The sequence below is a fragment of the Sorangium sp. KYC3313 genome, from assembly GCF_052075895.1.
In the GTDB taxonomy this organism is placed as follows: Bacteria; Myxococcota_A; Polyangia; order Polyangiales; family Polyangiaceae; genus Sorangium; species Sorangium cellulosum_B.
The window spans coordinates 1,208,365-1,231,761 of the sequence record NZ_CP197255.1; the positions used below are offsets into that span (position 1 = coordinate 1,208,365).

General features: G+C 74.4%; 12 protein-coding genes and 1 tRNA gene. 3 read left to right on the top strand and 10 right to left on the bottom strand.

The features are described from left to right. Positions 1-3: 3 nt before the first annotated feature. From ACSRUE_RS04750 to ACSRUE_RS04790, 9 genes are all read right to left on the bottom strand, one after another. Positions 4-1,362, bottom strand: a complete 1,359-nt coding sequence (locus ACSRUE_RS04750) for an efflux RND transporter periplasmic adaptor subunit (protein ID WP_441289981.1) — start codon at positions 1,360-1,362, stop codon at positions 4-6. Then, positions 1,359-2,615, bottom strand: a complete 1,257-nt coding sequence (locus ACSRUE_RS04755; RefSeq protein ID WP_441289982.1) for a TolC family protein — start codon at positions 2,613-2,615, stop codon at positions 1,359-1,361. The genes ACSRUE_RS04750 and ACSRUE_RS04755 overlap by 4 nt, the downstream gene beginning before the upstream one ends. Positions 2,616-2,779: 164 nt before the next feature. Then, positions 2,780-3,169, bottom strand: coding sequence for a hypothetical protein (locus ACSRUE_RS04760; RefSeq protein ID WP_441289983.1), 390 nt, complete (start codon positions 3,167-3,169; stop codon positions 2,780-2,782). A 637-nt stretch (positions 3,170-3,806) separates the two neighbouring features. Further along, positions 3,807-3,888, bottom strand: a tRNA-Leu gene (locus ACSRUE_RS04765). A 226-nt stretch (positions 3,889-4,114) separates the two neighbouring features. After that, entirely contained in the window at positions 4,115-5,347 is a 1,233-nt protein-coding gene (locus ACSRUE_RS04770) for an ATP-binding protein (RefSeq protein WP_441289984.1), read from the bottom strand. Positions 5,348-5,404: 57 nt separating this feature from the next. Further along, positions 5,405-7,180, bottom strand: a complete 1,776-nt coding sequence (locus ACSRUE_RS04775) for a carboxypeptidase-like regulatory domain-containing protein (RefSeq protein WP_441289985.1) — start codon at positions 7,178-7,180, stop codon at positions 5,405-5,407. A gap of 483 nt (positions 7,181-7,663) precedes the next feature. Beyond that, entirely contained in the window at positions 7,664-15,580 is a 7,917-nt protein-coding gene (locus tag ACSRUE_RS04780) for a hypothetical protein (protein ID WP_441289986.1), read from the bottom strand. 161 nt (positions 15,581-15,741) lie between these two features. Next, positions 15,742-17,601, bottom strand: coding sequence for a S49 family peptidase (locus ACSRUE_RS04785; RefSeq protein ID WP_441289987.1), 1,860 nt, complete (start codon positions 17,599-17,601; stop codon positions 15,742-15,744). Continuing rightward, positions 17,594-19,735 carry a zinc-ribbon domain-containing protein gene (locus ACSRUE_RS04790; RefSeq protein ID WP_441289988.1) on the bottom strand — a complete coding sequence of 714 codons (2,142 nt, stop codon included), beginning with the start codon at positions 19,733-19,735 and terminating at the stop codon, positions 17,594-17,596. The genes ACSRUE_RS04785 and ACSRUE_RS04790 overlap by 8 nt, the downstream gene beginning before the upstream one ends. Positions 19,736-20,258: 523 nt before the next feature. Between ACSRUE_RS04790 and ACSRUE_RS04795 the strand changes: the two genes are divergently transcribed. From ACSRUE_RS04795 to ACSRUE_RS04805, 3 genes are all read left to right on the top strand, one after another. Further along, positions 20,259-21,380 (top strand): hypothetical protein, encoded by a 1,122-nt coding sequence (locus ACSRUE_RS04795; RefSeq protein ID WP_441289989.1) that lies wholly within the window; start codon positions 20,259-20,261, stop codon positions 21,378-21,380. 190 nt (positions 21,381-21,570) lie between these two features. After that, positions 21,571-21,888 carry a YtxH domain-containing protein gene (locus ACSRUE_RS04800; protein ID WP_437762872.1) on the top strand — a complete coding sequence of 106 codons (318 nt, stop codon included), beginning with the start codon at positions 21,571-21,573 and terminating at the stop codon, positions 21,886-21,888. A 294-nt stretch (positions 21,889-22,182) separates the two neighbouring features. Further along, complete coding sequence (locus ACSRUE_RS04805; protein WP_441289990.1) at positions 22,183-22,593, top strand: hypothetical protein; 411 nt, start codon at positions 22,183-22,185, stop codon at positions 22,591-22,593. Positions 22,594-22,800: 207 nt separating this feature from the next. On the opposite strand, the gene ACSRUE_RS04810 is transcribed toward ACSRUE_RS04805, so the two are convergent. Then, a complete protein-coding gene (locus ACSRUE_RS04810) occupies positions 22,801-23,112 on the bottom strand; it encodes a hypothetical protein (RefSeq protein WP_437762874.1) in 312 nt (103 codons plus the stop codon). Positions 23,113-23,397: the final 285 nt, after the last annotated feature.

The window sequence follows — 23,397 nt, forward strand, 5'->3', positions numbered from 1 at the left end:
TCCTCAGTGCTGGTGTCCGGCCTCGGATTTGCCGAGCTCCGCCTTGAGGATGAAGCTGTTCTTGCCGACGTAGCGCTCGCCGGCGGCGACGCCGGCCTCGATCTCGACGACCGGCGCGCCGCGCCGCGGCTCGGCGGCGGGCCGCCCGCCCCCGCCCTCCGCCCCGCTCGTGCCACGGCGCCCGATCTTCACGGGGCGGGCCTCGAAGGCGTCGCCCTCCTCGACGAAGACGACGTCCTTGCCCTCGACCCGCTGGAGGGCCTCCTCGGAGACGACCACGGGCGCGGCCGCCTCCTCGACGGCGATGTCGGCGGTCGCGAAGAGCCCGGGGCGCCACGCAGCGCCCGGGCTCTGGAGGACGACGCGGGCCACGGCGGAGCGGCTCTGCTCATCGACGACCTGCCCCAGGTACGCCAGCGTGCCCTGCGCGCTCTGCTCGATCCCCTCGGCCTTGACCCAGGCCGTCTGGCCGATCCGCGCGCGGCTGAGGTCCTTGGCGTAGACGGTGACGTTGACCCAGATGGTGGACAGGTCGGCGATCACGAAGACCTGGGTGTCTTCCTTGAGCACCTCGCCGATGGCGATGTGCTTCTCGATGATGGTGCCGTCGATCGGGGCGATCAGCGCGTAGCCGCTGCCCTTGCCCGCGCCCGAGCCTGCGGCGGCGCTGAGCTTCTGGGCGGCGCTGCGGTGCTCGATCCGCGCCTCGGCGACCGCCTGCCTGGCCGCGAGGTACTCCTTCTCGGCCGAGATGCGCTCCTTCCAGAGCGCCTCGTGGCGCGTGAAGCTCGCCTCGGCGAGGGAGAGGCGCTCCTTGGCCGCCAGGAGCTCACGCTGGAGCTCGGCGAGCTCGCGGCTATCGAGCACGGCGAGCACCTCTCCTCGCGTGACCGTGTCGCCGAGCTGCTTCTTCACCTCGCGCGCCGTCCCCGGCACGCGGGGCGTGACGTGCGCGATGGCCTCCGCGTTGAGCGCGACCTCGCCGGGGAGGGTGACCGTCACCGCGACGCTGCCGGGTCCGGCGGTGAGCATCTCGAGCCCGGCGTTCTGGATCATCGCGGGCGACAGCTTGAGCTTGTCGCCGTGGGCGTGCGCCTCCCCGGGCTCGTCCGGCGCGTGCTCCTCCGCGTGGTCGTGGTCGTGGTCGTGATCGCGGTCATGGCCATCGCCGTGCGCTCCGTCCTCCTCGCCGTGCGGATGCCCGTCGTGCGCCTCATGGCCGGCCTCGCGGTCGTGCCCGTGGCGTCGATGCTCGAAGCGCACCGTGATGGCGACGGCCGCGGCGACGAGCGCCAGGACCGCGGCGGCGATCGCGGCGATCACCTTCGGGGAAAGCTCTATCTTTCGCGGAGGCGCGCTCATCGGGGCGCCCTCCCCGCGGCGACCAGGAGCTCGATCTTGGCCGCCGCGTGGGCGTGCTCGGCCTCCAGCAGCGCCGCCTCGGCGTCGATGACCTCACGCCGCACCAGGAGGACGCTCGCGAGATCCTTCTCGCCGAGCTCGTACCCTCGCGCCGAGATCGCGGCCGCCCGTTCCATCAGGGTGGCCGTCGGCGCCAGCGCCTGGAGGGCCTCTTTCGTCGCCTTGTAACGCGCGTAGAGCTGGGTGACGTGGCCCGCGGCGCCGGTCCTCGCGGCCTCGGCGCGGGCCTGGGCGACATCGATCTCCGCGGCGGCGGTCGCGGCGCCGGCGCGGTTGGCGTTGAGGATCGGCAGCGGGATCGCGAGGCCGAGCATGCCGATGTTCGCGCCGTCGTCGTGCTCGACCTGGGCGACGACGTTGACGGTGGGCCACCCGGCCGCCCGCTCGCGCTCCGCCCTGGCCCGCGCGGCGTCGAGCGAAGCCTCGGCGGCCCCGACATCGGGGCGCCGTGCCAGGTCCCCGAGGATCGACGCGAGCGGCGGCGGCTCGTCAGGCGGCACGAGGGGCCCCTCCACCGGGGGCAACGGCTGCGCTGCCCGCAAGGGGAGGCCGAGCTGGCCGAGGAGCGCCGCCTCGTCGGCGTCGCGTGTGCCTTCCGCCGCCTTCGCCGCCGCCTGGTCGCGCCCTTTCTGGAGCGACGCCAGGGCGACATCGACCTCCGGCACCTCGCCCGCCTTGCGCTGGCGCTCCGCGGCGGCGTGGAGCCGCTCTGCGAGCGCGACGCGGGCGCGGGCGAGCTGCACCTGCCGCTCGCCCCGGAGCACGAGGGCGTGCTGGAGCAGGGCGGCGAGCAGGACGCGGCGCCGGCCGTCCTCGGCGTTGATCTCGGCGGCGCGCTGCTCGGCCTTCGCGGCTGCGATGCGCTCGCCTCGCTGGCCGCCGAGCTCGATCGGCCATGCGAGGGACGCCGAAGCGGCCGCCGGCTTGCTCCCGTCGGGGTTGAGCCGAACGCCGCCCATGCCGGTCAGCACGGGGTTCTCGAGGGAGATCACGCCTGCAGCCGAGGTCGCGGCGCGGGCGACGCCCGCCTCCGCCGTGGCCACGCGCGCGCTCGGGGCTGCGCGGGCGAGGTCGGCGACGCGGGCGCGGGTGAGGGGCGGCTCTTCGGCGAGGGCCGCGGGCGGCGCGATCGACAGGACGTGCAAGGCGAGCGAGGCAGCGACGAACAGACGACGCACGGGGGAACGGAACATGGACGGACAGCCCTCGAGCGCGTGGAGCGCTCGCGCGAAGAACCGCGGTTGTGCCCGGTCAGGATCGCGTGAGAGGGCCGAGCTCACGGCGGCGGGGCGCAGGGGCGCTCAAACGCCTGTGCGCTGCTGCCGTGCTCGCGGGCGCGACACCTGACGCGGGCGCCTCAGGCGCGCGGGCGTCGGGGTGGCCGTTCGAGGCGGTGAGGGAGGCTGCGCCCTGGCATTTCCGGCAGCGCCGACGCGGCGATCTCGTACGCCTCCAGGAGGATGTAGGGCAGCGCGGCGCCGACGGACAGCGTCATGGGGATACGGCCACAAGCGCAGTCGCTGCAGCCGGGCGGACAGTCCTCGTGGGAGCTGTCCGGCGCCGCGTCCTCCTCGTGATGGGCCGACGACGCCTCGAGCATCGGGTGCTCGCAAGCGATCGCCATGCCGAGCGCCTGGAGGGTGTGGCCCTGCGCTATGAGACCGACGACGAGCAGCACCGGGAGCGCGGCGCGGATCCAGCGAAGGATCGCGCTGCGGTCACGATGGGGTCGCCGGAGGCGGAACATCCGATGTGAGCGTGGGGGAGCACGAGACGGGCGTCAAGGAAGGCGTTCGCGCGAGCCCGACCAGGCCGCTCGGCGACCGATGCAAGCCTGCGTATGCCGTCGACGCGCGCCCGAACGGAGGATTGAGCAGGAACGCGCACGACACGGTCATCGTGGCACCCTGGACTCCACGCTGGAACATGCGGAGTGGACCCTCCACGAACAGCGTGGCTCCGCCTTCAAAGCCCCCTGCCGCAGGCACCTCGCGCGCACAACCGATGGTTCGATTGGCGCCAACGCCCATGCGATAGGGACATGAACCATCGTCCGTATCGAGCGAGTCTGCGAGGATCCCCTGGACCGGACGGCCAGCGAGAAGCCTCGGGGGCAGCCGCCGAAACAACACGCTCGGAGGCGCCCTGAGGGCGCCCAGGCGCGCTCCCGCATGCATCGCCGCGCGTCCAGCTGGGCGCAGACGAGCGCTCAGCGGTGCCAGGGCAAGCCGTCGAGACGCAGACGCGCGCTCCGAAACCGGGCGGCCCCGTCAAGACACAAGGGCGGCACCACCGGTACCGCACACGGGCTGAGGGAATGCGCTCAGCCAGGTGTGCACAAGGAGTGGAGGACGAGGCGTCGAGAGAGAGAGAGAGACAGGGAGTGCGAAGGGGGGGACTTGAACCCCCACGGTGTTACCCGCTAGCACCTCAAGCTAGTGCGTCTGCCAATTCCGCCACCTTCGCGAGCGCGGTTGCGGGACGGAACCTACCCAGCTGGCCGGGGAAGTCAAGCTAATCCTCACAACGTCGTCGCACGGCGCAGCGCCTGCGCTGGTCAGCCCGGCGCGGCGGCCTCGCGGCCTCGGCCGATCGCCGGCTGCCGCGGCGGCGCGCGCACGATGTGGCGCGCGCGCCAGAGGAGCACGCCCGCATCGCGCGGAGCGCTGCGCGCACCTCGCCCGCGGGCGCTTCAGCGGACGAGCGCCTCGACGATCTCGCGGATCTCGAACGGCTTGCGCACCCAGGAGACGCCGGAGTTCGCGGGGAGAGGGTCGGCGCCGGCGCTGCCGGACATGACCACGAGCCGCACGTCCGGGTTGGCCCTGCGCACGGCGGAGACGGTGCCGAGGACGTCCTGCTGGATCGGCGAGATGTCGAGCAGCGCAGCCTGGAACGGCCCGGAGGCGAGGGCCCCCGGGAGCTCGACCGCGCTCTGCACGCTGACGATGCTCGCGCCGCGCGCGGTGAGCGCCGTGTCGAGCAGATCCACCACCGCGTCGTCGTCCTCGACCACCAGGATCCTGACGCCATCGAGGATCGTCCCGTGGTGAGGCGGCGACGTCATGTTCCGCGGCACGGGCGGCCTTTCCTCGGCCCCTGCTTCGCCGGGCGGGGCGTCGGCGGGCGGCGTGTCCTCGATGGGCCAGCGCAGCTCGAAGCGAGCGCCTTCCTCCGAAGGCACGAGCGCGAGCGCGCCGCCGGCAGCGCTCGCCAGCGCTGCGGAGTGGCGGAGGCCGATGCCCGCTCCGCCAGGCCGCGTCGAGACGCCGGAGCTCAGCAGCGTCGCTCGGCGCGCCGGCGGGACGCCGGGCCCCTGGTCCGCGACGCCGATGACGACCGCGGCGCCCTCCAGCCTGGCATCGACCCGGACGGACGAGCCGCGAGGCGACAGCGCCACGGCGTTGAGCAGGAGGTTCGTCAAGATCTGCACGACCGCAGCGCCGTTGCTCACGCCGGTGCGCGCGACCGCGGGCGCGATCGCCGCGCGGAGCGCGATCGCCGAGCGGCGCGCCTCGGGCTCGAGCCCCATCACGGCGTCGTCGATGACATCGGCGATCAGGCGCACCGGCTCCCCCAGCGGCCTCGACGCGACCTCGCCGTCGCCGGCCGGACGCCCCTCGGCGCCGATGGCCCGCCGGATCAGGCGGCGAGCGTCGCGCGCGCGGGACGCGGCGACGCCGAGCGCACGGCCCAGCTCGGGGCCTTGCTCGCCCTGCGCGCGCTCGATGCAACCCACGATGACGGTGAGCGCGTTGGAGACCTCGTGCAGCGCGATCGCGAGCTCCTGCGCAGACGGAAGCGAGGTCCCGGTCGCGCGCTCCTCGTCGGCGCGCTCGCCCAGGTCGCCGCGCAGAGGAGGCGCGAGGGTCAGGCCATCCTCGGTTGAAGGCTCCGATGTCCCACCGCGCGTCGGCTGCGCCACGGGCGTTAGCCTATCTCGCTCCGCGCTGAGCTGGTACCGCCCTTTTTCGCTCCGACTTCACCGGGACATCGATGGAGGGAGCGGCAGTACATAGGAGCCATCGGCCGCCGACCGGGTCTCGCCGATCTGGATGCCCCTCGTCTCCTGCGCGGTCGCGCCCTGGACCGGCAGCCAGGCCACGACCGTGGCGTCGCCGAGCCGGGCGCCCGACGCGTCGCGGACGACGCCCTGGAGCACGGCCGGGAACGAGATGGCGAGCTCGAGGTCGGTGACCGCGGCGTCCATCGCAGAGACCGTGAGGCGCGGCCTGACGAGCCACGGGTAGGCGGAGCCGGGCGTCGGGCGGACCGAGAAGTCGAACTCCCCTGGATCGATGCCGATCGAGAACGCGCCGTCACGGAGGACCCCGGACGCCTGCCGGGGCAGCAGCGGCCCCGGCGTCAGCACCTGGCCGATGTAGGGCGTGACCTGGCCGCGGGCAGGGACCGCGAACACGCTGGCGCCGTCCATCAGCTCGCCCAGGGGCCCCTGGACGTGGCCGCGCAGCGTGCCGGCGTCGGGGATGACGACCGACTGGCCGCAGTAGCAGTCGTCGCCGGCGGCGAACTTCAGCGGCTGCTTGACGGCCGCCTTGGTGGTGTCGTTGATCGGCTGCGCGAAGAGGACGTACTCGCCTGGCGGGAGATCGGCACGGAAGAGGCCGTTCGCGTCCGTCTCGGTGTCCAGCTTGTAGGCGGCGGTGGGCGCCCTGTCGATGATGGCGCTCTGGATACGGACGGCGGAGAGCACCGGGTTGCCGTTCAGGTCGAGCATCTGACCTTCCACGCGGCGCGCCGCCGCGTCGAGCTGGAGGAGCGACAGGTCCAGGTTCCCCGTGGAGCCCTGGAGCGCGAGCGCGGCGAGCTCCCAGTAGACGGTGGGCCTCGGCACGCCGTCCTTCGGACGCAGCCGGATGAGCGGGCTCCTGTCCTTGTCGGTCCAGTAGAACTTCACGCTGAACCCGACCTGCGTCGCGGTCGCCGGCGGGTCGGGCTCGGCCTGTTCGAGGAGGCCTACCTGGGAGAGGACGCTGCCGGTCACCGGGTCGACGAGATCGAGCTTCCACCCGCCGACGTGCACGCGCTCAGGCACCTGCAAGCTGCCCTGGAGCACGGCGGGCGCCTCGGCGTTGATGCCGAGCGTCCACTGCTCGGGGACCACCTGGTTCGGCAGGAAGATCGGCGGGGGGATGTCGTCGGGGCAGTCGGCGCGCGCCTGCGGCATCAACGAGATGTGGTAGTCGCCAGCGGGGATCGAGAGCTGGAATCGCTGGCCGTCGGTGCCGTCCGGCTCCGAGAGCGTCGAGTAGCTCTGGGTGGGCAGGCCCAGGATCGGCGCGATGCGCCGGAACTCGACCTTCACGGGGAACTGCCCGCCGGTCAGGGGAGGCAGCCCGCCGGAGCGGCCCTCGCAATAGGAGCCGCCGAGGCGCACGGTGGCCTTCACGCGCGCGGGCATGGGGATCGTGAGATCGACGGAATGCACCTGCCCGCCAGGGTCCTGAGGAGGGAAGCCGCTCGCTGCATCGATGGCGAGGAGATGGGAGACCTCCGCGCCCAGCTCGGGCGAGGCGCGCGGCCGGATCTCGAGGATGAGCCCCTCGAGGTTCGCGCTCGTCGAGACGCACGCGCGTTGCCCGCTGACATCGGCGCAGATCGCCCCCGGGCCGCACTCGACCGACCCGTCGCAGGCGTTCATGGGGGCGGAGTCCGCCATTTCGAGGGGAATGCCGCAGGCCACCAAGGTCGGTACGCAGGCGAGCAGCGCGGCGCACACGACGTGTCGCGCGCTCACGACGCCCTCCTCGCCAGGGACGCAGCGCGCGCAGCGCGGAGCAGAGACCGCCCCCGTGGCGGTGCGGCGGGAGAGCGCCGCGGCCCCGCGGAGACGCCGGCGACCGGTGGTCGCCGAGCTGATGAGAGCGACGCGCGGAGCCCGAACGGGTCCGCACCCGAGCAGGCGCAGGGGAAAATCACACCCGAATGAGAAGGCGATGTTCGTGCCAACCGACAGACGGCGTTCCGGGCAGCGTGCGGCGTGCATCCGCTCGACAGGGCGCCGCGCAACCAGCGGCGGCGCTGTGACAGCGCTGTCGCGTCGAGACGGATGCGCCGATGCGGCCACCCCGCACTCATCGCGGCCAGGCGAAGCACGGACATGCACACGGGAAAGCTCGGGTGAGACGGGATACGACCGGGCTCCGGTCGGCGCTGCGGGGGCGCGAGGTCTGCGAGGAACATGACGCCACCAACGTCCGCGCAGCGGGTGCCGCGGCGCCTACGTGCCTGCACGGAAGCGCGAGCTTCCCGTGTCGACCCGCCGGAGTGAAGGCACCGTACCAGGCTGCCATCGCGCTTCGGCGTACTCCATCCGCGTCGCGAGGCGTACGAGATCGGCGATCTCGGGGACCGACGCGCAGGCCGCGGCGAGCCCTTCGGGGTCGGAGAGCGGGACCGCCAGCTCCACGCCGCGCTCCTTGAGGGTCGCGCGCACGGCCGTGGCGATGTTGCCCGCGGCGAAGAGGCCAGCGCGGCGCATCGCGGTGCGGGTCGTCTTGACGGCCCCCTCGTAGGTGATCTTGTCGGCGCTGTCGCAGATCTCGCGGAGGCGACGCTCTGCGCGCGGGGGGATGAGCTGCCAGAGGTTCTGCTCGAGCCGCACCACGGCCGGGTTGCCGCGGGCGCTGTGCGCGGTGGCCTCCAGGGGCCCGAACGCGGCGACGATGGCGGAGAGCAGCGTGCGGAGCTCATCCTCCGAGCTGGTGTTCACCAGGACATGGTCGGGCATGGCGCCAGCGAGCTGAGCGCCGAGCAGGTAACGCAGCTCGGGGGTGTCCTCGCGGACCTCGCCCCGCAGCAGCACGGCCGGCGGGTTGACCCGGACGACCTGCGCCTCCGGCGGCGACGGAGCAGGCAAGGGAGCGCGCTGGTGGAAGAGCGCGGTGCGCAAGAGGCCGAGGTGAGCGGCCATGACGCCGTAGATCTCCCCGAGGAGGGTCGGCGATGTCGGCTGGATCCGCTCGGAGGGGACGAGCCCGGACTGGCCTGCGTCGCGGCGGTAGAGGCCTGTCTCCCAGACGATCGCGAGCGCCTCGTTGACCGGCGACTCCAGATCGCGGAAGAGCAGCGCGCTCACGAGCTCCGGCGCGTCGCGCTGCGTGACGAGGGGCGGCGGCGTGACGACGCCCTCGCCGGGCCGGTCGGACGGCTCGTCACCGTCGAAGGCGCGCAGCACGTGCTCGATGGCGCGGGCGTAGGTCATGTTCTTGTCGGCGATCGCGGCCGCCTGGAGGCGCTCCAGGGTGCCCCGATCGCCGAGGCGCAGGTGGGCCTGCATCCGTCGGACCGCCAGCGCCTCCCGGGAGCGATCGTCGCGCGGAGCGAAGCTCTTGATGAGCCGCTCGCCAGCGTCGTACGAGCCCGCGGCGAGCTCGCGGAAGAGCGCTGCCTCCTCGAAGCTCTCGGCCGCGGACGGCGACCACGCGGCCACGAGCCGCGTCGCGGAGGAGGGCGGCTGGATCGACGCCGGGGCGGAGACGGGGGGCCCGGGCTGCGGCGCGCCGGCGCCGGAGCGGCCCGACGCGGCGCCGCCGCGCGCGGCGTTGCTCTCCGCGGCACCTGACACAGCGCTCGGTGACGACGTCGGCGAGGCGGCGGAGCTCGCCGCCCCGTCGAGCAGATCGTCGTCCGTCACCGCGGGAGAGGTGGATTGCGACGGGTCGTCGGTGATCAACCCCTCGTCGAGCGGGTCGTTGAGCTCGACGAGATCGATGTGCGGGTTGCTCGAGGCCGGCGCGCCGCCGCTCGACGGCGCGCGGCTGCTCGCGGGCCCGACCCCGCTCGACGGCGCGCGGCTGCTCGCGGGCCCGACCCCGCTCGACGGCGCGCGGCTGCTCGCGGGCCCGGCGCCGCTCGACGGCCCGCGGCTGCTCGCAGGGCCGACCCCGCTCGACGGCGCGCGGCTGCTCGCGGGCCCGGCGCCGTTCGCCGCCGACGCAGCGCTGGGCGGCGCCTCTGGTGCCGCCTGGGCCGGCTCCGCAGCGGCAGTCCGGAGCGTCGCAGCCTGGGGCACGTCCTCGGGAGGCAGGGTCGCCCGCTCGCTGGCCAGCTCGGCGTTCAGCTCGGCGATCTTCAGCCCCAGCGAGCGATCCGAGCCCGCGAGCACCGTGGCCTGCGAGAGGATCTTCGCCGCGCGATCCGGGTCGCTCGGCGCGTGCAGGCGCGCGAGCTGCATCAGCGCGCGGGCGCGATCGATCCCCGAGCTCTGCGCGGCGAGCTCCTCGAGCGCCTTCCGGGCGGCCTCGGGCTCACCTCGCGCGGCCGTGAGCTCCAGCTGGCGGCGCAGCGCCAGCGTGCGCGTCTCCGGCTCCGCCGCCGCCTCCTCGAGCAGGCGCGCGGCCGCCTCGAGATCGCCGGCGTTCTGAGCGGTCTCGGCGGCGGCGAGCGCGACCCGACCGCGCGCGCGCATCCCCTGGAGATCGCCGCCGAGCGCGCGATCGAACAGCGGGAGGGCGGCAGAGAAGTTCCGCTTCAGGGCCAGGCGCTCCGCCATGCCGAGCGCGACCAGCGTGCTCGGGCCGACCTCGGCGTGGCGCCGGGTCAGCTCCCGCATGCCGGCGCCGTGGCCCTGGATGACGTCGAGCGTCTCGGCGAGCAGGAACGCGTGCAGGTCGACGTGCGCCGGGCGCAGGCGCGGCGCGATGCGGCCGAGCTCCTCCACCGCGGCCTGCGCGTCGCGCGGCGTCCCGGTCCCGCGCAGGCGATACTCGATGCGGCGCGCCTCGAGGACGGCGTCGGGCGACTCCGGGGCGAGCTTCACGGCGCGGCGAGCGCGCTCGAGCGCCGTCGCGTCGTCCCCGAGCATCGAGGTGGCGCGCGCCGCCTCGACCAGCAGCTGCGCGCGCCGCTCGGGGGCGTCGCGCGACGCGCTGGCGAGCTGATCGAGCGCCGCGGCGAGCGCGTGGCCGTCCCCCTCGCGGCGGGCGATCTCGACGCGGAGCTCGATCACGGCCTCGCGCGGCGCGATGCGAGCGACGCTCTCCAGCGCGTCCTTCGCGGACTCGACGTCCCCGCCGCCGAGGTAGCTGCTGCACGCGCGGAGGCTGTACTCGGCCCGCTCGTCGGTGGTCGTCGCGAGATCGCCCAGCCTGCACCAGAGCGGGGCGGCGCGCAGCGGCGTCCCGAGCCGCTCGTGGATGTCCGCGAGGAACCTCAGCGCGCTCACGTCGTCGGGCGACGCCGCGAGCAGGGCCTCCAGCTCGGCGCACGCCTCGTCGAGGAGGCCGAGGCGCTGCTCGAGCAGCGCGGCGCGCCGGAGCCGCAGCGCGCGCCGCGTGTCCGGCAGCGGAGCCGCCTCGATGCGGCGCGCGAGGAGGGCGGCGACCGCGGCGTGATCGCCGCGGTCGCTCGCGTCCTGCTCGAGGACCTCGACGGCGTGCATGTCGGTGAGATCCAGCCGGGCGATCGCCTCGTAGAGCGCCACCGCGGCGCCGCGATCGCCGATCTCCTGGGCCAGCGGCGCGAGCTCGCGGAGCACGAGCAGCCGCTCCTCGTCGCCGGTCAGGATGCCCTGGAGGCGCGTGAGCACGTCGAAGAGCCGCTGGCGATCGTCGGTGCTCCGCGCGAGCCGGATGAGCTCGTCGATGTGCGCCTTGTCGAACGGCGTCCTCTGGGCGGCCTCCAGGAGGAGCTCCACCGCGCCATGGAGATCGCCGCCGGCGGCGAGGATGCCGGCGTGCTCGCGCGTCAACCCGAGGCGGACGGCATCCGGCAGGTCGATGCGCGCGAGCTCGGACTGCACGAGCGTCTCGAGATCGGCGCTGCGACGTTCGGCCGCGTACAGCCGGCGCAGCCGGGTGACGACCTCGTCGCGGATCTCGCCCACGAGCTGCCCGCCGGCGAGCGCCCGCTCCAGGGCGACGGTGGCCTCGGCGCGCTCGCCCTCGCGCTCGTGTTTGTCGGCGAGGTGCAGCAGCGCCTCGAGGCGCCGCGCGACCGGCAAGGCGTCGTCCAGCGAGCGCTTCAGCGCCTCGTCCCCGCTGCCCTCGACGGCCGCCTCCGCCTCGTACGCGAGCGCGTCGTCCTCCGGCGCGCGCCGGGCGGCCTCCACGAGCAGCGCCGCGGCGACCGGCGGCACGTTCAGGGCGCCAGCGAGCTTGCTCGCCCACCTGAGCAGGCCGGGACCGACGCTCGAGTGCGGCCTCATCGCTGCGGCGTACACCGCCGCGACGAGGTGCGACGCCGGCTCGGTCTGCCGCGCGAGCTCGCCGACGATGTCGAGGAGCGTCTCGAACTCGTCGACGTCGCCGTCGGCGAGCATCGCGCGCTCGATCGCGGCGAGCGCGAGCGCGGGCGCGTCGAGGACGGCGACGGCGATGCGCGCCATCGCGAGCCCCGCGCGGGCCCCCTCGGGGCCGTCGAGCTTCGCGATGCTCGCCTTGACCGCGCGGTCGAAGCGGATGGCCTCGACCTCCGGCTGCCCCGTGCACGCGATGAGATCGCGGATGGCCGCGCCGACGTCCTCGACGAGCGCCGCGTCCGGACGCACGATCATCGCGCGGAGCAGGATGTCGAGGCGCAGCCGGAGGCCCTCCTCCGTGCGGCCGGTGAGGGCCGCGGCGCGCTTCAACCACGCGTTGCGCGACGCCGGATCGGCCGTCGTCGCCACCCGCTCGAGCGCGCGCACGGCGTCCGACGGCTCGCCGACGTGCTCGGCGAGCCGAGCGAGCAGCACGTACGAGGTGCCCTCGGTCGGGACCGCCTCGAAGCTGGCCACGGCGTGCGCGAGCGCGAGCTCGAACGCGCCGCGCCTCTCCAGCTGCCGCGCCGCGCGGTAATGGGCGGCGCGGCGGCCATAGCAGCCCAGGGCCGCGTCGGCGAGCAGCCGGTAGGTCTTGTCGAGGACGACGATGCCGCCGTCGGCGTCCGCCGATTTCTCGACCAGCGCGACGGCGTCCGCGCGGAGGGGATCGAGCTCGATCGCGCTCGCCGCCGCGGAGAGAGCGCGCTCGGGCAGGCCGTGCTCGTGCGCCAGGTTGGCGGCCTCGATCAGCAGGTTGGCGCGCCTGCGCCGCTCGGGCCCGACGTCGCCCGACCACCTGTTCTCGTCCGCGGCGGGCCGCGCTCCCCCCTCGCTCCGCGCCTCCGCGGCGCGCGCGACGATCGCCTCGATCGCCGCCTCGACGCCCGCGAACTCGCACATGTCCCGCGCGTAACGCTCGGTGCCGCCGCTCGGCGCGAGCTCGCTCGCGCGGAAGAACGCCTCCTCGGCGCCCCGGTGATCCTCCGCCAGGTCCCAGCGCAGGCTGCCGAGCTCACGCCACGCGGCCGCGGCCTCCGCCGCCGCGCCGGCGCCCTGCGCGGTGAACGCCCGGGCCTTCGCCTCGACCAGCGCGATGGTGCCGTCGGAGCTGAGCCCCTTCGCGTCGAGCAGCGAGGACTCGAGGCGCTGGACCCGCGCGAGGATCTCGTGAGGATCCGCCTGCACCGCGGCCGCGCGCGCGAGCTCCTGCGCCGCGCCGTCCGGATCGCCGCCGTCGAGCCGGCAATCGGTGAGCATGAACATCAGCTCGGGGGCGTGCGCCGCCGTGATCTCGACGGCCAGCCACCGCTCGAGCACGGTCACCGCGAGGTGAGGGTCGCCCGCCCGGCGCGCGAGCTCCAGCAGCCGCTCGCGCAAGAGCGGGTTCTGCGGGCCGAAGACGTCGAGCGAGCGCCTCGCGAGCGCCGTGCCGCGCTCGGGATCGAGGTCGTAGAGGGCATGCAGCGCGCTCGCCAGCGCGGACGCCATCTCGCCGAGCGGCTTGGGCTGCGCCAGGATCCACGCGAGCGCGTCCGAGAGCCGGGCCGCGTCGCCGGCGGCCGCGGCGCGGCGGATGAGCTCCGCGGTCGCCTGGGGGCACCCTGGCCGCAGCGCGAGCCAGCGCTGGGTCCACGCGAGCGCGAGCGGCAGCTCGCCCAGCGCCTCCAGCGCCCTCGCGAGGCCGTCGCAGAGCGCGCCGCGCGGGAACACCGTGGTGATGGAGCGCTCGATCGCGGCCGCCACCGCCCGGTCGACCTCGAACGGCGGCGCCTCGCCGGCCTCCGCGGCGGCGGCGAGATCCGCCGTGAGGATCGAGGCCAGCGTGGCCACGGCGCGCGCGGACGACGGATCGGCCTCGCAGGCGAGCAGCGCGACCTCGCGCGAGAGCGCCGCCTCGCGCGCCCGCTGCGTCCGGTGGTAGAGCGCCGCGGCGACCGAGAGCAGCACCGCGCGCAGCGCCGGCCAGACCGGCGCGGCGAGCTGCACGAGCGCGTCGGCGCGCTCCCGCAGGCGCCCGGTCCGCGTGGCCAGCACGAGCGCGGCGCTCGCCGCGCCGCGGTGCCCCGGGGCCTCGCCGAGCAGCGGCAACACCTCGTCGAGGGCGCGGGCGTCGTGGCCTTGCCGCCGGGCGATCGCCGACAGGAGGAGCCTTACGCGCACCAGCTCGACCCGCGTCAGCGAGGCCGCGCGGATCGCCTCGGACCTCGCGGAGCGCGCGCCCTCGCCCTCCGAGGGCGCCCGCGTCGCCTCGGCCAGCCGCGCGCGGAGCAGGGCGTCGAGCGCGGCGCCTCCCCCGGTCCGCCGGCTCAGCCGATCGAGCGCCAGCAGGCAGCCGCGGTCGGCCGGCAGCGCCCGCGAGAGCCCCACGAGCGCCTCCTCGTAGGCCGCGCGCTCCTTCGGGCGGCCGCGGTAGATCACGACGAGCCGGCGGAGCGCGTCGATCCGCCCCTCGGCGGTGTCCGCGCCGCGGAGCGCGCGCTGCGCCGCGGAGAGCGCCTCGTCCTGGCCCTTGAGCCGATCGGCGATCCGCTGGAGCCCTGCCTCGGCGTCCTTCGGGTCGCCGCCGGCGTCTCTCAGCGCCTCGAGCGCCCAGCGCGCGAGGCCGGGGTCGCCGATCTTCTCTTCCGCGAGGCGCGCGAGCTCCGAGAGCGCGTCGATCCGCCCCGCCGCGTCCTCCGTCGCCCTCGCGTCCGAGCCCTCGCCGATGCGGATGAGCGCCTCGACGAGGGGCGCCATGTCGTGCAGCGTCGCCGCGTGGTCGCGCAGCGCGGAGCGCGCGGCGGCGCTGCCGGAGTCGCTCGCCGCGGCCTCGATCCAGGCCTCCACGGCGCGATCGGGGCTCGCGAGCGGGCCAGCGTGGAGCCGCGCGAGCGCCACGTACGCCTCGGCCCTCGGCGCCCCGACCCGCTGCTCCGCCCTGAGCTCGATCCGCGCGGCCACGACCTCGTAGAGCCCCGCCTGCTCGAGCACCTCGTCGATCGCGCGGGCGGCGTCGCCGTCGATCGCCCCGTCGAGGCCCGCGTCGAGCACGCACCCGACGGCGCGCGCCCAGTCGCCCTCGTTCGTCGCGCCCTGGAGCCGGTGGCCGTGCACCTCCAGCGCGCGTCGCAGGGCGGAGGGGCCAGGGGCCTCGCCCTCGCCGCGAGGCGCCCGCGCCGCGAGCGCGTCGGCGTGCGTCCGGAGCACCTCGTCGGCCGCGCCCTGCCGGCTGCGCAAGAACAGCGCGGCCGCCATGGCCTTGGCGGCCATGTCGTCGTGAGGCGCGATCTCGAAGGCGCGCAGGCGATCCTCGAACGCCGCCTCCCGCTCCCGCGCGGCTTCGCGCCGCTTGGCCGCGTCCAGGTACGCCTTCGCCGCGGCCGCGGGGAACACCTCGTCCGACGCCCAGGCCGCGATCGTGCCGAGCAGCTCGCTCGCCATCGCGTCGTCCGGGGCGAGCGCGCTCGCCTCTTCGAGCGTGTCGACCGCGCCCGCGACGTCGCTGGCGCGCGCGAGGAGCACGGCGATCTTCACCAGCATCCGCGCCGTCGCGCCGGGCGGCTGCGCGTCGTCGCGGAGGCCGCGCAGCGCCGCGGCGGCCAGGGCTGGCTCGCCCAGCCCGGCCAGCCAGCCGGCGAGCTCGCTCCTCATCGCCGGGTCGTCGCCCAGCGAGAGCGCCCGGCGCGCCAGCGCCGCCGCCTGGTCCAGCTCGACGCCGCGCGCGGCGAGGATCCTCGCGAGGGCGAGGGCTGCCTCGCGCTCCCCTTGCGCGTCGCCGGCGGCGCGGCGCTCGTCCACCCGCGCGCGCCAGTAGGCCTCTTCAGCCCGCGGGCCGCGGTGGCGCGACACCGGCGCGATCGCCCGGGCCCCTGCGAGGACCAGCTGCCCCGCAGAGGCGGGCCCGGCAGGCTCCATCAGCTCCGGCGAATGCAGCGACCTCCTCGCGCCCGACGCTGATGCTGCCCGATCCGGAGGTGAAGAGCTCATTTCGGCGACCCGCTTCGGGTATGCTGAACCCGCTCAGCCTACCAGAACGACCGAGGTACAAGGCCAATCTTCCGGTGCAATCTCGCGCTTCACCGGAGCGTCACCGCGAACGGTAACACCGTGAGCGCCCTCTCTCCGGCCAGGAGAGGCGCCATGGAGGCGGCGAAGGTCCCGACCTCCGGCGCGACGCCGAGCCACTCCGGCAGGAGGACGGAAGCCATCGCCTCCCGCGCGCGCTCCCTGAGCGCTGCGCGGTCGGGAGCCCGAGCGCTGCCCTCGCTGGCTTCGTCGCCCGTCGCCAGGAGCTCCAGCAGCCCGCCGTCGTCCTGCTCGATCTCGACCGGCGCGTCCGCCGGCAACGCCGCCAGCTCGCGCGCGAGCGCGATCGCCCGCTCCAGGCCGCCGATCTCATCGACGAGCGAGCGCCCTGCGGCCTCGACCCCGCCGAAGATCCGTCCCTCCGCCGACGGCGCGATCGTCTCCAGCGGGAGGTTCCGTCCCGCCGTGATGCGCTTCAGGAACAGATCGTACACCGCCTCCATGGAGGCGAGCACACGGGCGCGTGTGGGCTCGTCCCAGGGTGTGAGCGCCGACATGTACGCGGCGCGCGCTGCCCGCTGAGGATCCGGGTTGGCCGCGACCGTCTCCGCGTTGATCCCGATGTCCGCAAGCGCCTTCCCGACGGCGAATTTGCCGCCCACGACGCCTATCGAGCCGATGATGCTCGTCCGCTCGGCGACGATCTTGGTGCCAGCGCAGGCGAGGTAGTAGCCGCCGCTCGCGGCCATCCCGCCGATCGAGACGACCAGCGGCTTCTTCTGCCGCAGCCGCATCAGCTTCTGCCAGAGCAGATCCGAGGCCAGCGCCGAGCCGCCGGGCGAGTCGATCCGGAGCACGACCGCCTTCGCGCTCTGATCCTCGGTGAGGCGCGTGATCGTTTGCCCGAGCTCGCGCTCGCCGATCCCGTCCGACGAGCCGATGGGCATCCCCTTGGCGCTCATGCTGATGCCGCCGATCGCCGGGACGACCGCCACATGCGGCGCCCCCAGCGAGCTCGCCCCGGAGACCGAGCGGAACACGTCCACGAGGCTCCGGGAGAAGCTCGAATCACGCGGAGCGCCGCCGAACCGCGGCACGGAGCGCTCGGTGCCGGCGAGCTTCTTCGCGTCCTCGGTCGCGGACTCGAGATCGCCGATCTCGTCCACGAGCGCCCTCGCCTTCGCCTCCTCAGGAGCGAACGGGCCGTCCTCGAGGGCCTCCCGGAGCTCCTCCTTGCCGCGCCCCTCCACGATGGCCGACAGCCACGCCTCGCGGACCCCGCCGAGCGCGGACTCGAGCGATCGACGCGCCTCGGGGCTCGCCCCTTCCCGCGTGAACGGCTCGCTCGCGCCCTTGAACTTCCCCACCTGGAGGAAGTCGACGTCCACGTTGAGCTTGTCGAGGAGCCCCTTCGCGAACACCAGCTGCGCCGCGATCCCCACCGTGTCGACCTGTCCGGCAGGGCTGAGCCAGAGCTTGCCGCAGCCGATGGACGCCAGCAGCATGGTCGCGTTGTTGTACTCGTCCGCGTGGCACACGACAGGTCGCCCCGCCGCGCGGACATCGCCGAGGATCCGGCCGATCTCGTGGGCCCGCGCGAACGCGAGGCGCGCGCTCCCGAGCCGCACGAGGAACCCCTTCGCGCTCGCGGACTCGGACAGCGCTCGCAGCGACTGCACGAGCTGCGCGTGGGTCCTGCCGCTCGGCGGGCCGAAGAGCGACGCGGACGCGCTCTCGGGGAGCCCGCGCGAGAGATCGATCTCGACGACCGCCGGCTCGTCGAGGCCCGCCGCGGCGCGCGCCGGCAGCGCCGCCGCCCGCTCCCTCCCGGTGCACCCTGCCATCGATGCCGCCACGGCGAGGGCGCCGACGCAGGTCCACCGCACCCCTCGAGCTCGGCGCTTAGTCATGCTTCATTCCAGGCAGATCCGAGGTGTCGATCGGCGGCGCCGTCGCCCCGGGCGCGGCGGTCGGCGGCGGATGCACGCCGGGCAGATCGCTCGTATCGATGGTGCCGCCCGGGGCGACGTAATCGTCGGGCACGCGGCCGTCGTCCGGCTCCGGCGCGCGGCGAACGCGCACCGGCGCGGCCGGCGCGGCCGGCGGGCTCGCGGGAGGAGCGCTCGCCGCGGCCTGTGGGCTCGGCGGAGGAGCGCCCGGCTGCGGGCTCTCCGCGCGCGCGCTCGACGCCGGCTCGGCGACGCTTCCCGGCTCGCTCTGCGCCTTCTCGAGCCGGTCGATGAAGGCCCGGAGCGGGCGCGCGAGCGGGTGCTGCCGGCTCGTCGCCAGCAGGCGCTCGTTCTCGGCGCGCGCGGCCGCGAGATCGCCGGACCTCGCGAGCGCATAGACGAGGAGCGCCCGCGCTCGCCCGGGGCTCTGCTCGATGCTCGCCGCCGTCCGGAGCCGCTCGACGACGGCGGCCCAGCTCGGATGAGCCTCCGCGAGATCGAGCGCGGCCAGCGACAGCGCGCTCTCCGGCTGCGCGCTCTCGGCCGAGATCGCGCCGACGAGCTTCCGCGCGGAGGCGAGGTCGTCCTGCATGCGGAGCAGATCGATCGCCGCGCGGGTCACCTCGGCGTTCGCCGGCGCGACGCGCCGCGCGTGCTCGACCGCCTTGCGGGCGCGCACGATCGCGACGTCGAGCTCGTGCCGCGCCGTGTCCAGATCCGCGTCCCCTGCGGCGAGCAGCTGCAGCCGCAGCCACCGCACGTCCGCGTTCACCGTCTCGACCCGGGCCAGCGCCGCCGCGACGCGCGGGTCGTCCTCGGCGAGCGCGCTCGCCTTGACGAGCTTGTCCCTCGCCGTCTCCGGATCCCCTTCGGCCAGGCTCCTCTCGCCGTCGGCGAGCAGCGCCGAGACGCGATCGTCGCTCGCCGCCGGCCGGGCCTGCACGGCCGGCTTGAGGTACTTCGGCCCGAGGGTCGCCGCGCTCACCACCATGAGGCCGACGACGATGAGGCCGACGACCCACCGCGCGATCCCCGTCCTCCTCGAGGGCAGCGACGTGATCCCCGCGTCGCCGTCGCCCTCGTCGACATACGAGGGACGCCCCTCGGGCTCCGCGGGTGCGGTCGGCGCCCCCGACGTCGCTGCCCGCCGCGACGCGTGGTCCTCGCTCGCCGCGCGCGGCGCCCCGCGCCTCGCCACGGGGGCTTCTTCTCCCGGGCTGTCGGCGGGCGCGGCGGCGCGCTCGATGCGCGGCGGTGGGACGCTGTTCGGCATCCGCAGCGGAACGACGCCTGCGGCGCGCCCCTGCCCCTCGCCGCCGGCGTCCGCGGGCCCAGGCTTGACGGCGCCCTGGCGCGCCTCGGCGACCCCCGCGCCGCGGAGGGTCCGCGGCTCCTGCCGGCGCGCGGGGTGCCCGTCCGGCAGCGGCGGCGCCTCTTCCGGCGGCACCACGACCCCGGGCAGCGCGCCCGGCTTCGTCATCGCCCGCGCGGGGGCGCTGGCCTCGGAATCGTAGGCCGCTGTCTGCGCCCCGCGGCGCGGCGACGGGCGCTCCCTGCCCGACTGGACCTCCCGCACATCCCGGACGACCGTCTCTGCGTCATGGATGGACTCGGGGGCGATGTCCGCGTCGCTCTCCGCCCGCGGGAGCGGGATCGCGACCGAGCCCTCGGTCTGCGCCGGCGCCGGACCGCCGAGCCCTGGAGGCGTCAGCGACCTCGAGCGGCCAGGGAACGGCGAGGGCCCGCCGATGCCCAGCGCGGTCCCGGCCATGACGATGCTGCCTGGCCCCTTGAAGAACGGCTCCAGCTCCGCGATCGACCCGAGCCGCCGCGGCCTCGCGTTGCCGCGCGAGATCACGTCGTCGCGGGTGATCTGGCCCTGGGCGATCGCCGCCTGGAGCTCCCGGAGCATCTTGAACTCGAGCTCCCGGCCGCCGAGCGTGCGCACCAACCACTTCTCGGGGAGCGCGCCGTCGGTGCGGCGGACCTTGAACTGGAAGCCGCAGTTCGTGCACTTGACCGTCGTGCCGCGCTCCGACACGAGCGCGTCGTCGAACTCGTACTCGGTGCTGCAACGCTCGCAGGTGACATCCATCTGCTCGACCGGTCCCCGTGTCCTCGCGAACGGCTGGCCCCCCAGGCGCGAGCCTGCCGGGGTTCCTCGTTCGGAGGTAGCCGCCCGGAACTCGGCGGAACGGTAGCACGGGTTCCCCTGTACGCCCCAAAGGCTCGCGCCGCGCCGCGCCGTCCGCCGCTTTCCTCCGGGGTTCAGGGTTCACGGTCCCCTGCGGTCCCCCCTCTCCCCTGCGGTCCCCCCCTCCCCTGCGGTCCCCCTCCCCTGCGGTCCCCCCTGCCCCCCCGATGTCGCGGCCGCCGCCGCGTGACCCCTCCGCGAGGCACGGCACATCGGGGCCGGGACGCGCCTCGCCTCGCCTCGCGCGGGCCACATGTCGACGTGAACGCGGCTTCACGGCGAGCGCGCGATCGGCCCAAATACGCCGCGACTTGCCAGGCTTGTGTGGGGCATGTCGCTTGCTACGATCGTCCGGTCGCGACCGTCACGCGCGAGGGCGCGGCTCCTCGACGCCGGGCGGCCGAATGCTTTCGGGAGACGGTGAATGAAGCGACTTACTCTGCTGGGTCTCGCGAGCGTGCTAGCGCCCCTCCTCGCGGGTTGCCCCATCTACGACGACGACGCCGACAGCCACTTCTGTGATGCAGAGGACTGCCGGCCCGGCATCCCGAGCGGCTGTAACGAGCCAGCCGACTGCGGGATCAACGAGACCTGCGGCAAGGACAACGAATGCCACGTCGGCGACTGCACGACCTGGGGGTGTAGCCGGGGCTTCGAGTGCGTCATCGCCGACGACCACACCGCCGCCTGCGTCGCGAGCGGCTCCTCCGGGGAGGGGGGCAGCGGCGGGGCCCCCGGCGGCGTCGTGTACTGCGGCAACCCGGACGACTGCGCCGATGGCGAGACCTGCGCGCCGGATGGCACGTGCCAGCCCGGCGGCTGCGATCAGGTCCTTCCGAGCGGCGAGCCGCTCGGGTGCATCCACGGCTATGTCTGCGAGGGCGACGGGGCCGATGCGACCTGCGTGCCGGCGACCCCGGCCGCGTGCGGCGCCGACGTCGACTGCGCCCGCCTCGGCGCCGGCTACCTCTGCGTCAGCGGCATCTGCACCGCGCCTCAGGACCAGTGCTTCGATCAGACGCAGTGTCCGGTCAACGACAAGTGCGTCGAGGGCAAATGCACGCCCGCCTGCCGCGAGGACGCGGACTGCCCCGGCAGTTACCGTTGCGACACGACCCTCGGCATCTGCTCCCGCCCTGCGCAGCCCTGCGTCATCACCGACGACTGCGGCGGCCCCTCCGCCGTCTGCGTCGACGGCGCCTGTGTTCCGAGGAGCGACGGCGCCGCCTGCCCCGAGGGCGACGTCTGGGTCGAGAACGGCTGCATCCCGAATCAGTCGAGCAACTTCGTGTGCGGCGAGGATGGAGCGCAGGACGTCTGCGCGCCTGGGTCGATCTGTCTGCACCACAGCTGCTACATCTCGTGCGACCAGCCGAACCCGAACGCCTGCGACAACCAGTCGCCCTCGCTGAGCGAGTGCAGGACGGTGGCGACGTTCTCCGGCGAGCACCAGGTCTGCGGGTCGAGCGAGAACCTCGGCGGCGACTGCGATCCCGAGACGCCCTGCAGCGAAGGCAAGATCTGCATCGACGGCTTCTGCCGGTAACGCCGCGGCGCTCCTCCGCCGCGATCGCCCCTCGGGGCAGGGCAGCCCCCTGCCCTGCCCCCTCCGTGCGCAATATGCCCTTGGCATGCGCGCTGCCTCACGTCCCGCCGGTCACTGTTCCAGCCACGTGAATCCACGCTGAGGGATACGCGCCACGCGCCCCCACGCGATACGAACCGACGGAGCCACAATGAAGGCAAACGATCTCGTCAATTACATGGCCGACATGTTCCCCTACAGGAGAAGGAGCTCACTCGATTGGATCGTTCCCCTGTCGGCCGGGCTCGGCCTCGGCATCGCCATGGGCGTCGGGGTTGGCGTCCTGGTCGCGCCGACGTCAGGCGACGAAGCTCGCCGCCGGCTGCGCGACAGCACGAGCCGGCTGCGCGAGCGCGCGGAGAAGGCCAAGGAGCGCGCCCTGGGCGCTGCGCAGCGGACCCAGAGCCAGATCCAGGAGAAGCTCGAGGAGAGCACCGGCTCGTACTCCAACGAGCTCGGCGCCCGCTGAGCGAGCTCCAGGGGGGCGCGAAGGCGCCGCACCGCGTACGCGCGGAGCGGCGCCTTCCATCATTTCCCGGGATGTGCTCCAGCAGCCGAGCGACATCTGCGCAGCCGGAGCGGCACAAGCGATGCTTTTCCGAGAGCAGATGGATTGAACGAGACACCTCGCGAACCGCGGCACAGGGGCACTCGTCGAATGATGTATTACCGGACGCTCACTGCATTCTTCCCAGGTCGCACGGAAGCCGCGGGCGCACTTGGCCGCCTCCTCGCCCTGGGCGTCGCGGCCGAGGACATCAGCATGGTGCCCAGGCAGCACTCCCGCCTGGACGAGCTCGAGCTCACGATCCACAGCAAGGCGTCCGAAGGGGCCGCCCTGGGCGCTGTGATCGGAGGGCTCGTCGGGGGTACGCTCGCGGCGATCACGGCGGGAGGCGCGCTGATCATTCCGCGGCTCGACGCGTTCCTGGCGGGGCCCATCGTCGCGTGCCTCGCGGGAGCGGGCGCCGCTGGCGCGGCCGGCACCCTGCTCGGCGCCGTCCTCGGCGCGCGCCTGCCCGAGTACGAGGCGCGCCGGCTCGACGACGGCGGCGCCGGCGGCGGCGCGTTGCTCTCCGTGCGGTGCTTGCCCGACGTTTCCCGCAGCGTCGAAGAGGTGCTGAGCGAGAGCGGCGGTCGCCGCATCCGCAAGACCTGCAGCCGCAGGACCTGAAGGAGGACGTGCGCCCGGCGTGGCCCAGCGATCTCGCGAATGAGCAACGAGCGAGCCGCGAGCCACGTGCGGACGCGGCCGGGACGCGCCCGTGATGAAACCGCCAAGGGCGCCAAGAAACCTCAAAAATCTTGGCGTCCGTGGCGGCTTGGCGGTTCAAACGACCCCACCTTCAGCCAAGGGAACGCGCAGCAGGTGCCCGCTGGATCAGGGCGACGAGCCGAGGTGGCTCTGGGACCGCGTCTGCTCATCGAGGACGAGCTCGACCGCCTGGGCCAGCGCGCTCTTGACGTAGCTGCGCGTCGCGAGCGACCCGAGCCTGCTGAGCACGCGCGGCGTCAGGCCCCCGCCGAGCAGGAACCCCAGCCCAGCCGCCGCCGCGATCGCCACGTGCGGGTTGTCCCGCGCGAACGCCGAGACCGCCCGCGTGACCTCCGCCGCGTCGAGCCGGCTGAGCGCGTCGTTCACCACCTCCCGCGCGTCGCGATCCCGTTCGGCCTCGACCTCGCGTACCGTCATGATGACCTCCTCAACTCAGCCGTGTAACGACCCGCCCGATCAGGTAACCCACAGCGGCCACCGCGAGGAGCGTGGCCACAGGGCGCTCTTGCACCAGCGAGACGAGCCGCTCGTCCGCGCGGCGGACCTCGCCGAAGAGGCGAGGGACGGCGGCGGGAACGTTCGCTCTCCGCTCCCGGCGTCCGGACTCTTGTTCGACGTCTGCATCGTTGGCGATCATCGTGAACCGGTCTCCAGCAATGCCCGAACCACCGCGCGACGTGCATCGGCTGCACGATCCGGAGA